This window comes from Vreelandella hamiltonii (assembly GCF_014651795.1).
Classification (GTDB): domain Bacteria; phylum Pseudomonadota; class Gammaproteobacteria; order Pseudomonadales; family Halomonadaceae; genus Vreelandella; species Vreelandella hamiltonii.
Genome location: NZ_BMXO01000013.1, coordinates 47,412 through 60,729, shown reverse-complemented (window position 1 = coordinate 60,729; position 13,318 = coordinate 47,412). Strand labels below are relative to the sequence as shown.

The 13,318-nt window shown below is 61.4% G+C and carries 10 protein-coding genes; 3 read left to right on the top strand and 7 right to left on the bottom strand.

Translation table 11 applies throughout. The features are described from left to right. Window positions 1-57: 57 nt before the first annotated feature. Window positions 58-1,122: a 2,3-butanediol dehydrogenase gene (locus IE061_RS13210; RefSeq protein ID WP_016914124.1), complete on the bottom strand. Its 1,065-nt coding sequence runs from the start codon at window positions 1,120-1,122 to the stop codon at window positions 58-60. Between the two features lie 15 nt (window positions 1,123-1,137). After that, window positions 1,138-2,952 (bottom strand): NAD(P)/FAD-dependent oxidoreductase, encoded by a 1,815-nt coding sequence (locus IE061_RS13205; RefSeq protein ID WP_016914125.1) that lies wholly within the window; start codon window positions 2,950-2,952, stop codon window positions 1,138-1,140. A gap of 288 nt (window positions 2,953-3,240) precedes the next feature. Here IE061_RS13205 and IE061_RS13200 point away from each other — a divergent pair, with 288 nt between their 5' ends. The 3 genes from IE061_RS13200 to IE061_RS13190 all read left to right on the top strand — a co-directional run bounded on the left by IE061_RS13200 (window position 3,241) and on the right by IE061_RS13190 (window position 7,333). Next, complete coding sequence (locus tag IE061_RS13200; protein WP_193461813.1) at window positions 3,241-5,214, top strand: sigma-54-dependent Fis family transcriptional regulator; 1,974 nt, start codon at window positions 3,241-3,243, stop codon at window positions 5,212-5,214. 82 nt (window positions 5,215-5,296) lie between these two features. Then, a complete protein-coding gene (locus IE061_RS13195) occupies window positions 5,297-6,151 on the top strand; it encodes an AAA family ATPase (protein WP_039179688.1) in 855 nt (284 codons plus the stop codon). A gap of 3 nt (window positions 6,152-6,154) precedes the next feature. After that, on the top strand, window positions 6,155-7,333 hold the full coding sequence (locus IE061_RS13190) for a vWA domain-containing protein (RefSeq protein ID WP_081138895.1): 1,179 nt from the start codon (window positions 6,155-6,157) through the stop codon (window positions 7,331-7,333). A 159-nt stretch (window positions 7,334-7,492) separates the two neighbouring features. Here IE061_RS13190 and IE061_RS13185 read toward each other — a convergent pair whose 3' ends face one another. The 5 genes from IE061_RS13185 to IE061_RS13165 form a co-directional block, all read right to left on the bottom strand. Continuing rightward, window positions 7,493-8,020, bottom strand: a complete 528-nt coding sequence (locus IE061_RS13185; protein ID WP_039179682.1) for a cytochrome b — start codon at window positions 8,018-8,020, stop codon at window positions 7,493-7,495. Between the two features lie 122 nt (window positions 8,021-8,142). Continuing rightward, a complete protein-coding gene (locus tag IE061_RS13180; RefSeq protein WP_193461812.1) occupies window positions 8,143-8,703 on the bottom strand; it encodes a hypothetical protein in 561 nt (186 codons plus the stop codon). Between the two features lie 148 nt (window positions 8,704-8,851). Then, window positions 8,852-10,795 carry a tripartite tricarboxylate transporter permease gene (locus IE061_RS13175; protein ID WP_193461811.1) on the bottom strand — a complete coding sequence of 648 codons (1,944 nt, stop codon included), beginning with the start codon at window positions 10,793-10,795 and terminating at the stop codon, window positions 8,852-8,854. Window positions 10,796-10,878: 83 nt separating this feature from the next. Further along, window positions 10,879-12,009, bottom strand: a complete 1,131-nt coding sequence (locus tag IE061_RS13170; RefSeq protein ID WP_193461810.1) for a Bug family tripartite tricarboxylate transporter substrate binding protein — start codon at window positions 12,007-12,009, stop codon at window positions 10,879-10,881. 52 nt (window positions 12,010-12,061) lie between these two features. Beyond that, on the bottom strand, window positions 12,062-13,174 hold the full coding sequence (locus IE061_RS13165) for a 4-oxalomesaconate tautomerase (RefSeq protein WP_084123794.1): 1,113 nt from the start codon (window positions 13,172-13,174) through the stop codon (window positions 12,062-12,064). Window positions 13,175-13,318: the final 144 nt, after the last annotated feature.

The window sequence follows — 13,318 nt, the reverse complement described above, 5'->3', positions numbered from 1 at the left end:
CGCTCATGCCAAAAAAGGCCATCCGACGATGGCCTTTGCGGTTGACGAAAGGCGTCCCTAGGGCGTGACGATGATTTTCACCTGCGCCTTGTCGCTCAACAGCGCCTCGAAGCCCTCTTCGACGATGTTGGCCAGAGGAATACGCTGGGTGACCATGTCTTCGGCCCGGAAATAGCCCCGCTGCATCAACGCCATCACCGCCGGATAGACATGCCGATAGGCAATGATGCCTTTCATGGTGCGCTCCTTGATGACCAGGTCATTGGGCTGGAAGCTGGCGTCACCCTCCCATATGCTCACCACCACTACTTCGCCGCCTTCGTGGGTACTGTGCAGCGCCTGGTTGAGCACGGCGGGAATGCCGGTGACTTCGAACGCCACATCGACCCCACCCTCGCTCAATGCGTGCAGCTTCTCCACGGCGTCTTCTTGCTGTGGGTCGACCACAATGGCTCCCAACGCTTCGGCTTTGGCTTTGCGGGATGGCGCGACTTCTATTGCGTAGATCTGCGCAGCCCCGGCGGCCTTGAGGGCCTCGATGGTCATCAAGCCAATCGGCCCTGCACCGAACACCGCAGCACTATCCCCGGCCTTCAGGCAGCTCTGGCGCACCGCATGCAGCGCCACGGCGGCGGGTTCTACCAGGGCCCCCTGCTCGAAGCTCAGGTCATCCGGCAGTTTGTGCACCATGTGCTCGCCCATGACGGTGAACTCGGAAAAGCCACCACCGCCACCGGAAAGGCCGTGGAAGCCGAGCAGCGGCGTCAGGTTGTAGCGCTCCATCTGGTAAGCGCCATCCTTGTTGGGCGATAGGATCGGCTCGATGGCGACGCGATCCCCCACCTTCACGCGGGTGACTTTTTCACCGACCTCCACCACTTCCCCCGCAAACTCATGGCCCATGATGATCGGCGCCTGTTCGCCGCTGATGGGGTGCGGCTTGCCCACCGGGATGAAAATCGGCCCGGCGGCGTACTCATGCAAATCGCTGCCGCAGATCCCACAGGCGGCTACTTTCACCTTCACCGAGTGAGGGTCGTTAATGGCTGGCACAGGCACCTGCTCCACGCGAAGATCCCTGGCCGCATACCACACCGCTGCTTGCATATTGGTTTGACTCATGACTAGCCCTTCCTATCAAGACACATGATGTACCGGCTGAAGCCCGTACACGGGGGTTTCCAGGCCTTCCATACGCGCTTTCAACTGCAGCGCCAGGTAGTGCGAGTAGTGCCGGGACTGATGCAGGTTGCCACCGTGGAACCACAACGCCTCTTGCTGAGTGGGCTTCCACATGTTGCGCAGCTCGCCTTCCCAGGGCCCGGGGTCCTTGGTGGTGTCGGAGCCCAGCCCCCAGCACTTGCCCACCTTGTCTGCCACCTCCTGGGAGATGAGCCGTGCAGCCCAGCCATTCATCGAGCCATAGCCCGTGGCGTATACGATGAGGTCCGCCGGCAGTTCGCTGCCATCGGTCAAGGTAATGGAGCGAGGATTGATGCGCTCGATGCCGACGCCGCTGCGTAGTTTGATATCGCCATTGGCAACCAGATCACAGGCCCCCACATCGATGTAGTAGCCCGAGCCACGACGCAGGTACTTCAGGAACAGGCCTGAGTCGTCGTCACCGAAATCGAGCAGAAAGCCTGCGTCTTCCAGCTTCTGATAAAACGCCGCATCACGCTGCTTGATGGCGGCGAAGGCTGGCCGCTGGAAATCGGGCAGCACCTTGTAGGGAATCGACGCAAACAGCAGGTCAGCCTTGTCATGGGTCAGGCCACCCGCCACCGCATTTTCCGAATAGAGCGGCCCCAGCACCTCTTCCATCAACGAGTCCGACTTGACGATATGCGTCGAAGAGCGCTGAAGCATAGTGACATCGGCATCGTGCTCCCAGAGAGCCGCCGCAATGTCGTGGGCCGAGTTGTTCGACCCCACGATCACGCACTTTTTACCGGCGTAGGCGTCTGGCCCCGGATGCTGGCTGGAGTGCTGTTGCTCGCCTTCGAAATACTCCGCGCCCGGAAATTTGGGGATGTTAGGCATGCCCGACATGCCGGTGGCCATCACCAGCTGTTTCGGACGTAGCGTGATCTGCTCACCGTTGCGCTTGACGTTCACCACCCACTCGCCTGCAGCTTCATCGAAGCGTGCATTATCGCAGGTGGTGGAACTCCAATAGTTGAGCTCCATCACTTTTGTGTACATTTCCAGCCAGTCGCCCACTTTGTCTTTCGGGGCAAACACCGGCCAGTTGTCGGGAAACGGAATATAGGGCAGGTGGTCGTACCACACCGGGTCATGCAGGCAGAGGGATTTATAGCGCTTGCGCCAGGAGTCCCCCGCGCGTTCGTTACGCTCGATGATGAGGGTAGGCACGCCCATCTGCTTTAGCCGCGCCCCCAGGCCAATGCCGCCTTGTCCTCCTCCGATGATCACGCAGTAGGGCTGGCGCGTGTAACCCAGCTCAGCCTCTTCACGCTCGCGGGCTTCCAGCCAGGTTTCGCGCTGTTTGTTGGCGCCATGCTCGGCCCCTTTGGGGCGGTGGTGGTTACGCGGTTCGGGAAAATCATCCAGCGCCTGCAGGGTGGTGAGCAGCGTCCAACACTTGCCGTTCTTCAACCGCAGGTAGCCTTTGCCGCTGGCAATGGCCGTTTTAAACGTGAACCACCCCTCCACGGTATCGCCGTTCTCACTGGCGTCGCCGTCTATCTGCCACTGGCCAGGCCGGGTATTCGCCAGGGTGGCCTCGAGCATCGCCTGAATCTCCTGTTTGCCTTCGCAGGTTTTGAGATTCCAGGTAAAGGATAAAAAGTCGCGCCAATAGCACTCGTCGTTGAACAGCGTTAATACGCGCTGAATATCCTGCGCCTGCAGCGCGTCATCCAGGGCTTGCAACCATGCCTGCACGGAAATGGTGGCGTTAGAGGGTGTACTTGCCTCGGTGTGAGTCATCGCGGGTACTCCAGGGTCGTTGTTATTGTTGAGCTGTCGATAAGACACCCAACCCTAAGCACCCGCCGTGCCAAACGCTCAAAACCGGAAATAAATGACTGAAAAACATCATCAATCAAGCATGTTCGAAGCGCTATCAAACCGTGCCAACCGCGTACAGCTGTCACGCCTTGTGTACGCGCCACGTTACAGGTGTAACGCGCGACTAACGGCGTAATACGCCCTCGTTGACACCCACCACAAAGCGCATAGGCTGGAGACACAACAAGAATTTTGTGTGGATACGCCATGCCAACGCCATCACTGCCACCGACTCGCCTGGCCCCGATGCAGCGCCAGCACATCGAACACATCTTTCAGCTCGGCGAAGGGCTGGATGTGCCCCAGCTACCGGCGCAGGCCACTATCCGCCGCTCCTGGCTGCGCTGCTTGAACGAGTATCGGCTCGACCCCACGCAGCCCCGCCCTGCCCGAGTGGTGCCCCAGCAAACACTGCTCGAGCATCGCGAATCCGTCGATGAACTGCTGCACGTTGCCCGAGCCGGGGTCGACCAGCTCTACGGACAAATCGCCCAGCTCGGCTACGTGCTGCTGCTCACCGACCACCGGGGCATTACCGTCGAGTTTCGCGGCAACCCAAGCCAAGACCAGCAGCTACGCAAGGCGGGCCTCTATTTGGGTGCCGACTGGGACGAGCGCTTCGCGGGCACCTGTGCGGTGGGCACCTGCCTGCACGACCGCCAGGCGATCATTTGCCACCGCCAGGAGCACTTCGACGCCACGCATATTTCACTCACCTGCACCGCTGCCCCCATCGCCGACCCGCAGGGCAACGTCATGGCCGTGCTGGACATTTCAGCGCTCCACTCCCCGGCCCAGCACGAAAGCCAGAACTTCAGCCTCTCGCTGGTCACCCTTTACGCCCGCATGATCGAAGATGCCTACTTCTTGCAGCGCTACCGCGACTGCCTGATGGTGCGCCTGGATACCTCGCGAGAATTCGTGCATGTCAACGGGCGCGGTCTCATCGCCATGGAAGAGAACGGGCAAGTGATTGCCGCCAACGCCGTGGGCCGCGAGCTGATCAGTGCGCACCAGCGCCGCTGGCCGCCCTGGTCAAGCCATCACGCCCCCATGCTGGGTGAGCTGTTCGAGTGCGACATGGCCGACGTACTGAGCATCAATGGCGCCAGCGACGACCAACTGCGAGCGTTTCGTGCCCGTGCCAGCAATACCATCTATTTTCTCAGCCTGCTGGAGCCAAAACGGCCCCGCCGAGAGGCAGCAGAGCGTTCCCAGACTCCCTTGGCCGCGCCGTTGGCACGGCTGGGTGGCGACGACCCCGCCATGCGCAAAGTCCAGAAGCTCGCCGATAGGTTGCGCAATGAGGTCAGCGTCAACGTGTTGATCACCGGCGAAACAGGCACCGGCAAGGAAGTCGTGGCGAGAGCCCTGCACGACAGCGGCCACCGGGCCAACGGCCCCTTCGTGGCGGTGAACTGTGCGGCCATTCCCGAAGCTCTGATCGAAAGCGAGCTGTTTGGCTACGAACCCGGCGCCTTTACCGGTGGCCGGGCCAAAGGCATGCGCGGGCTGATCCCCCAGGCCCATGGCGGCACTCTGTTTCTGGATGAGATCGGCGACATGCCGCTGGCGCTGCAAACCCGCCTGCTGCGCGTACTGGCCGAGCGCGAAGTGATGCCGCTGGGGGCGAACAAACCCGAAAAAGTCGATATTCGGGTCATTTCCGCCACCCACCGCCATATCGACGCCATGATTGCCCAGGGCGAGTTCCGCGAAGACCTGTATTACCGCCTGAACGGCGCCCAGCTCAGCCTGCCAGCGCTGCGTGAGCGAGCCGACCGGCTCTTCGTGATTCGTCAGGTGTTCGATGAGGTCGTCAACGAGCGCCAAGGCGCGCACACGCCCCGCCTGAGAGCCGATGCCATCAGCGCCCTGCTGGCCTACACCTGGCCTGGTAATATCCGCCAACTAAAAAATGCACTGGCATTTGCCCTGGCCACTGCCGAAAGCGACGAGATTACCGTGCATGACCTGCCGGAGCAGTGCCTGGGCGCACGCATCACCCGCCGTCGTCTCGACCAGACCCAGCAGGCCAGCCCACAGCACCACCCGCTGGCCGAACTGCTCCACCAGCACCAGTGGAATGTCAGTGCCGTGGCTCGCCATCTGGACGTGTCACGCCCTACCGTGTACCGCCAGATGCATCGTCTTGGGCTGGTACCGCCCAACAAGACCTGAGCCGTGGGCGCTTGGCCGGGAGGGTCAGCCTCACGTACACTTGTTTGAATCTGATCACGCTTTCGACAAGCCGAGGCCCAGCATGGCGTTTGACTCTACCTCTTCGTATATCGCAACCGATGCACTCAAGCAGGCGGTGAATGCCGCCGTGGTACTCCAGCGCCCGCTGCTCATCAAGGGCGAGCCGGGCACCGGCAAGACGCTGCTGGCCGAAGAGCTGGCGGCTTCGCTGGGCACTCGGCTGATCACTTGGCATATCAAGTCCAGCACCAAGGCAGCCCAGGGGCTCTACGAGTACGATGCGGTGAGCCGCCTGCGCGATTCGCAGCTCGGCGTGGAAGGCGTCGAGAACGTCGGCAACTACATCAAGCCCGGCAAGCTCTGGGAAGCCTTCACCGCCGGTGAGCGTGTCGTACTGTTGATCGACGAAATCGACAAGGCAGACATCGAATTCCCCAATGACCTGCTCCAGGAGCTGGATCGCATGGAGTTTCACGTTTATGAAACCGGCGAGACCATCCGTGCCGAGCAGCGTCCGATCATCGTCATCACGTCCAACAATGAAAAAGAGCTGCCGGACGCCTTCCTGCGCCGCTGCTTCTTCCATTACATCGAGTTCCCCGACCGCGAGACCATGCAGGCCATCGTCGACGTTCACTTTCCCGACATTGCTCCCAGGCTCGCCAGCGAGGCGCTGGAGGTCTTTTTCGACCTGCGCAGTGCTCCAGGGCTGAAAAAGAAGCCTTCCACTTCCGAGCTGGTCGATTGGCTCAAGCTGTTGATGGCCGACGAGCTGGCTCAGGAAGCGCTGTATCATCGCGACCCCGCCAAGGCGCTACCGCCCATGGCCGGCGCGCTGGTCAAGAACGAGCAGGATACCCACCTGCTGGAACGCCTGGCGTTCATGATGCGTCGCCAGAAGAACAGCGGGCGCTAAGCCATGTTCATCGGCTTGTTCGAGACCCTGAAGCGCGCAGGCGTACCCGTTTCACTGCGGGAGCTTTTAGACCTTCACGCGGTGGTGGAGCGCGGCGTGGTGTTTGCCGATATGGAGGCGTTCTATCAGGTCGCGCGCACGGTCATGGTGAAGGATGAGCGCCACTTCGACCGCTTCGATCGCGCTTTTGCCGCCTGGTTCAAGGGCATCGAGGACATGGACGCCGCCATCGAAGCGCTGATTCCCGACGAGTGGCTGCGCCGCGAGTTCGAGAAACAGCTCACTGATGAAGAGAAAGCCAGGATCGAGTCGCTGGGCGGGTTGGAAGAGCTCATCGAGACCTTCAAGAAGCGCCTGGAAGAGCAGAAAGAGCGCCACGCGGGGGGCAACAAGTGGATTGGCACCGGCGGCACCAGCCCCTTTGGGGCCTACGGCTACAACCCGGAAGGCATTCGAATTGGGCAAGATGGCTCCCGCCACCGCCGCGCCACCAAAGTGTGGGACGAGCGACGCTTTCGCGATTACGACGACTCTCTGGAGCTGGGCACCCGCAACATCAAAATGGCCCTGCGACGGCTGCGCAAATTCGCCCGCCAGGGCGCCAGGGACGAGTTCGATGTGGACGGCACCATTCGCGAAACCGCCCGCGATGCCGGGCTGCTCAATATCCAGATGCGCCCGGAGCGCCACAATGCGGTCAAAGTGCTGCTGTTTCTGGACGTGGGCGGCTCCATGGACGACCACATCCGGGTATGCGAAGAGCTATTTTCTGCGGCACGTTCCGAGTTCAAGCACCTGGAGCACTACTACTTCCATAACTGCCTCTACGAAGGCGTCTGGAAAAACAACCTGCGCCGTGGCAACGAGCGTATCCCTACCATGGACGTACTGCACACCTACGGCGCAGACTATCAGGTGGTCATCGTCGGCGACGCCGCCATGTCGCCTTACGAGGTCACCCACCGTGGCGGTAGCGTGGAGCACTTCAACGACGAAGCGGGCGGAGTGTGGCTCAAACGGCTGGCCGATAAATTCCCCCGGTTGGCGTGGCTGAACCCCATGCCACCCCGCGCCTGGGAGTACACCTACTCGACCACCCTGATCCGCGAGCTGATCGACGACCGCATGTACCCCATGACCCTGGAGGGGCTGGAAAACGCCATGCGTGACCTGGCCAAGTAGCGGGCGTCTCTTCGCCACGACTGTTCACCAAAATTCTCCGCCACAACCATTCACCACAACTATCCGCCACAACTATTCACCACAACTGCAGCGCACAAAAAACGGCATGCCCAGGAGGCACGCCGTTTTTATGGACGCTATGCTGAACGGGCGCGCAGGCTATGCCATGCGGGTCATCAGGCTGTGGCCCGTCAAGCGGCGGTGCAGCACCGCCATGCCGATATGGCCCAGCACCAGTACCAGCAGCGCCCAGCCAAGCTCACCGTGCAGCAAGCCGCCCAGGTTGATCATCCACTCCACGCGCTCACCGCCTCCCGACATCAGCGGCACGCCGAATACCTCCAGCGGCCGCCCAGAGCCGTACTGACGAATCAGCGCAATGGTGGGTACTGCGATCATCACGCCATAGAGCGCCAGATGGCCCAGCTTGGCCATGACGCTCACGGCAGGCGGGCGGCGCGAGGCATTGGCCAGCGCCCAAAGCGCCCGCAGTACCACCAGCGTCATCAGCAGCACGCCAACGTCTCGATGAGTGCCCCACAAGAAGCTTTCAATGGCCGTATCTTCCAGCAGCACCCGAGCCCCAGCGCCACTGAATTGCCAAACGAACAGCAGTGCCATACCCCAGTGCAACGCACGACTCACCAGACCGTAACGAGACGTCGAATCCATGATCGCAAGCGCCATGATGCAAATTCCTCATAACCATCACTATTGAGGAAGCCATTTTACCCTGAACTTGACGACGCTTCGTGACAACAACGTGCAAACAGGTTCTCAAACGTGGAACACGCCGTTCCACCTGAAGGCTACAAAGACGCCGGGAACTGATTCAAGCCCGCCAGGAAGGCTTCCTTGGCCTGCCCGAAAGCGGCCGCGTCGTGCTTGAAACGACGCAGAATCAACGCCTCGTCCAGCTCCAGGGTGGGCGCCAGCTCATCCACATGGCTGGCAGGATGGCGCGCCACGAGCCCAACGCGCTGGCCCTGCGCCGTGGTCCACCAGCGCTTGAACCCGCACTGCTGGTAGAACGCCTCTTCCTGCTCACTGCTCACCTCGACACGTAGCGGCGCCTTCAGGCTCAGTTCGCTCAGCAGGCGGGCCTTGGCCCCTTCCACCAGCTCGCAGGCATGGGTGACGGTCATGCCCTGGCCTTTCTCGTCCAGCACCAGCAGCGCCAGGGCCAGCGGCTTGCCGTTGCCATCCACCCCCGCCAGCAAGCGCGCGCCTTCCTGGGCAAACAGCACGTTCCGAGTACCGGTGAAGACCACCAGCGGCGTCAACCCTGCCGCCTGGCCATAGACATCGGCACACAATCTGGCCAAACACGCATCCCGCTGGGCACGTTCACTTACATGGACTACCTTCATGACGCCCTCTCGTTGCGTTCGTTGACTCTATCGTTCTGGCCACATTCTACAGAAAGGCGCCAGAAAGGCAGAGCCCAAAGGCAGGCCGCGTAAAAGAGAAACACCAAAAGCCACCGCGTGGCTTTTGGTGCAACGAAGGCCGAGCAGGCTACAGGAATGCCAACATCCCGGTGGGATAGTTCAAGGTCAGCAGATTGGCCATGCCGACCAGGAACAGCGTGACCCCGGCTGCCAGCCCCACCGCCGCCACGGGCTTCATTCTTGCCACCGACAGCAAAAACCCAAGGCAGAACAGGCTGGCCATGACCAGAAAGCCGAATAGCATCACGCCACCGATCAGGCCAAAGAAGCCGAGAATCCACACCACCTGCTGGCGTAACGGCTGGTGCTGCCAGCGCATGGGCTTGATAACCGTTCTGACGATTTCCAGCAGGCACGCGGCCACGATGACCGCGATGGCCAGCCGAGGCATGATCCCCCCCAGCAGGGAAAGGTCGGCAAATGCGAACCAGACATACCCGGCCGTGGCCAACAGGCCAGCCAACAGCACGATATCGATGACGCCCAGTGCCAACGGGGCCTCCTCTTCCTGATGGGCATAGGCTTCCGGCACGCTTGCCTCACGGCGCTTTTGCAAGTAGCGGCGTAGCGGGGGCAGCAGTAACGAGGCGGCAATCAGCGCACCAATGATGATCACTCCCGGGCGCATGAAGGCATCGACGCCCTGGAACTGCGCGGCCTGATAAAAATAGGCCTCGGCCCCCGGCGCCAGCACGAACCCGATCAGAAACGCAGGGCGCGACCAGTTGGCCTGTTTGAACAGCACGCCAAGTGCACCAATCATGCCCAGGGCAAACAGGTCGCCCAGAGAGCGGGTGGCCTGGTATGCCGCAAAAAGAATCAGAATGGTGATCAGCGGCGCCAGAATCACGAAGGGCACGCGAGTCAAACTCGCCACGGGACGTGCCAGACCCAGACAGAACGCGGCCCCCAGAATGTTGGCCAAGGCCAAGGACCAGATGATGGTATAGGTCAGGTCCAGATTGGTCTCCAGCATGCTGACGCCCGGCTGCAGACCGAGCAGCAGCAGCCCGCCCAAAAATACCGCCGCCGTCCCCGACCCCGGGATCCCGAACAGCAGCGTGGGCACCATGGCCCCGCACGCGGTCGCGTTGTTGGCCGATTCTGGCGCAATGACACCGCGAATGTCGCCCTTGCCAAACTGCGACTTGCCCTTGGCGCTCTGTACCGCATGGCCATAGGTCAGCCAGTCCACCACCGAACCTGCCAACCCCGGAATGGTGCCCATAAGGCTGCCGATACCCGCACAGCGGGCCACCAGCCCCGGCCGTTTGGCCACATCCATGACGCCCTCTTTCCACCCTTTGCCAAGCTGGCAAGGCTGCTCGGCAATGGCCCCGCGCTTGACCAGCAGGTCGATGATTTCAGGCAGTGCAAAGATCCCCAGACCCACCACGACCAGCGGCAGGCCGTCATACAGATAGTCGATGTCCAGCGGCAGGCGGAATTCGCCCGTGGCCGGGGCCATGCCGATGGTGCCTACCAGCAACCCCACCCCGCAGGCCGCCAGCCCCTTGAACACGTCACGCCCGGACAGTACGGCCACCATGGAGAGCCCCAGCAGGGTCAACATGAAGAGTTCGGACGATGAAAACGACAGCACCACGGGCCTTGCCACCAGAATGAAGGCCGTCAGCACCATGGCACCGATCAAACCGCCAATCATGGAAGACAAAAACGCGCTGGACAGCGCTCTCGCCGCCTGACCTTTCTTGGCCAGAGCAAAGCCATCCACCACGGTGGCCTGGGAAGCGCTGGAGCCCGGAATACCCAGCAGCACCGACGCGAAGGTATCCCCGGTAGGAATCACGGCCACCAGCCCCATCAGCATCCCCAACGCAACGGAGGGTTCCATGCCATAGAGAAAAGGCAGCAGCAGCGACATGCCGGCAATACCGCCCAACCCCGGGATGATGCCGACCACGAGCCCAATCAGCACCCCGATGACCATGTACAGCATATGCGGGACAGTAAATAACTGCCCCACGCTGGAAAACAGAACGTCTAACATAGCGTTGGCTCTTTGAAAGTGGAAAGTAAAGGAGCCTGAAAGCGCTGCTCAGGCAGCGCTTTCAAGGGTGTATTGAAAGGGGCTCAGATGCGCGCCCCGTGCTGCTCCAACAGCCATTCCACCAGCCACTCGCGCGTGGCATCTTCCAACGCCATGGCATCCTGCAAATGCTGCTCCACGACCTCGCCCACCACTTGGGTATAGGGGCCAAGCTGTGCGTCGGCAGCCTGTTTGAACTCGTCGGTATCGATGAAGCGGCGCACCGCTTCACGATACTCAGCCACCAGCGCTTCGGGGGTATCCTTGGGCACCACGATCATCTTTTGCAGCGTGAAGCCCGATGCGAAGAACTTGTGGAAGGCGTCACCGGCCAGTCCACCGGGCTGCTCTCCATGAGCGGCTTCATACACCTCATTGAACGTCGGCAGTTCAGGGAAAGCAGGATCACGCACGATGTCGCCCTGATCGTCCAGCACGCCCAGTGAGAACAGCGGCACGGCACGGCCACTCTCCACCAGCGGCGCTACGCTGCTGAAATAGGCCGATGTGGTCTGGAAATCGATATCCGCCTCGCCGCGCTCGAAGGCCAACCGCCCCTCTCCTCGGCTGCGCATGCCCGACACGGCTTGTACGTCCGCTCCCAGCATATCCAGCGCGATCAAGACCGGTAACTCCAGGCCCGTGTGGCTCTGCACCGCAAACTTCACCCGCTGCTCGCTCAAGGCATCGAGCACTTCTTCCGGGCTGCTGCCCAGGCTGGGCTGGGCGTACACCACGCCGCCGGTGGGCGAAGCCAGTATCGGCGTCCAGTCGTTGTAGTCATAGCGTACGCGACGGTCCTGAAGCATGGCGGGATACTGGGTAGACGCCGACGTGCCCAGCCACTGGCTGCCATCGGAAGGCGCACGCATGGCATACAGGTTGCTGCCGTTGATGGAGCCTCCGCCCGGCACGTTGTCGATGACCAGCGTCGGAGCCCCTTGAATGTGATCGGTCATCCAGGTGGTCAAAAAGCGGGCCCATACATCCGTCCCGCCCCCCACGCCAAAGGGAATCGTCCAGCGGATGGTATCGGGCACGGCCACCTCGTCGGCCTGGGCATTCAGGCTGACGGCTCCCAGTGCCGAGCACGCCAGCACCAGCAGCGCTTTGCGATAGACATGGCGAGAGGCAGAGATCACGCTAGCGCGTGGTGAGTGAGTAAGAACGTTCATGGCGCTACTCCTGTTATTGATTATTGTCGGTCAATGCATTTATCGCGGTGGTTTACGTAGCGGCTTCCAGCGACGGAGCCGCGGGGGCCGCATAAAAAATCTGCCCGCTCATGATCTTGCGTGCGGTCCGCATGAGCGAGACACGGGCAATGTCGAAGGGGTCGTCATTGCGGTACTCGGCGGTCAGCGCAATGGTGCCAGAGGGGTGCTCCAGTACCAGATGGCAAAGCAGTTCATCAGGCGTTACTCGCCCGACGTCGCGGGCCAGCAGGTTGGCCACCGAGCCGGGCACGTTGATGGCGGCCACCACGGCCATCGCCCCGGTCACGGCAATGGCCTTATGGCAACGATGGGGCACAAAATAACGCACATTCAAGGTGCTTGCCCCCGCCGCTGGCGCCGACACCAGCACCACCTTGGGCAGCACGCTTTCACGCACGTCCCCCAGACCCATGCGCTTGCCCGCTTCACGGCGCAGCGCTTCCAGACGGTCGAGCAGGGGTTGATTGGCATCCAGCTCGGCGGGCGCTTCATGACCCGTCACGCCCAGCGACTCCGCGCGCAGCAGCATGATCGGCGTCGCCGCGTCGATGCAGCTCACCTCGACGCCCTCGATCATCTCGCTGGCGTGGCCAGTGGGCAGGAGCTGGCCCGTCTTGCTGCCCATGATATCCAGAAAGCTCAACTGGATGCCCGCCGCACTGCCGGGCACTCCGCTGATACACACATCGCCCTCGTACTGCACCTGCCTGGCCGGGGTAGGCACATGGCATTCGATCAACCGGCGCGTGTTCAGGTTGTACACCTTGACGACCGTGACGCCATCTTGCGGCTCTACCAGGCCGGTCTCCAGCGCGTAGGGGCCAACGGCCGAGAGCATGTTGCCGCAGTTGGGGTTGAAGTCGACTCGTTTGTTGAGCACGTCCACCTGTGCGAACAGGTAATCGACGTCGGCTTCCGGGTGGGAAGAGCGTTCGACGATGGCGACCTTGCTGGTCAGCGGGTCTCCCCCGCCGATGCCATCGATTTGCAGCGCATGGCCAGACCCCATCAAGCTCAGCAGAATGTCGGCCTGCTGCCCTTGATCTGCGGGCAGGTCCTTCATTCGCAAGAAAGGGCCTCGTGAGGTGCCTCCCCGCATAACGACACATGGAATACTGTTCATGGGCTCCACCGTGATGATCTTGACCCGTCGTGTCGACTGGTCGTTTTGACTGATAGGCGGAGAATGTCAGGCAATTTTTAATGCCTCAAATGCAAATATCCATTGCTATAAATCCATTTCTTGCATTAATGTGTTTTGCTTATC

Coding starts and splice junctions, on each gene's coding strand:
- IE061_RS13175 (WP_193461811.1), bottom strand. CDS start 10,795: ATGTTAGACGTTCTGTTTTCCAGCGTGGGGCAGTTATTTACTGTCCCG.
- IE061_RS13185 (WP_039179682.1), bottom strand. CDS start 8,020: ATGGCGCTTGCGATCATGGATTCGACGTCTCGTTACGGTCTGGTGAGT.
- IE061_RS13170 (WP_193461810.1), bottom strand. CDS start 12,009: ATGAACGTTCTTACTCACTCACCACGCGCTAGCGTGATCTCTGCCTCT.
- IE061_RS13205 (WP_016914125.1), bottom strand. CDS start 2,952: ATGACTCACACCGAGGCAAGTACACCCTCTAACGCCACCATTTCCGTG.
- IE061_RS13195 (WP_039179688.1), top strand. CDS start 5,297: ATGGCGTTTGACTCTACCTCTTCGTATATCGCAACCGATGCACTCAAG.
- IE061_RS13190 (WP_081138895.1), top strand. CDS start 6,155: ATGTTCATCGGCTTGTTCGAGACCCTGAAGCGCGCAGGCGTACCCGTT.
- IE061_RS13165 (WP_084123794.1), bottom strand. CDS start 13,174: ATGAACAGTATTCCATGTGTCGTTATGCGGGGAGGCACCTCACGAGGC.
- IE061_RS13180 (WP_193461812.1), bottom strand. CDS start 8,703: ATGAAGGTAGTCCATGTAAGTGAACGTGCCCAGCGGGATGCGTGTTTG.
- IE061_RS13200 (WP_193461813.1), top strand. CDS start 3,241: ATGCCAACGCCATCACTGCCACCGACTCGCCTGGCCCCGATGCAGCGC.
- IE061_RS13210 (WP_016914124.1), bottom strand. CDS start 1,122: ATGAGTCAAACCAATATGCAAGCAGCGGTGTGGTATGCGGCCAGGGAT.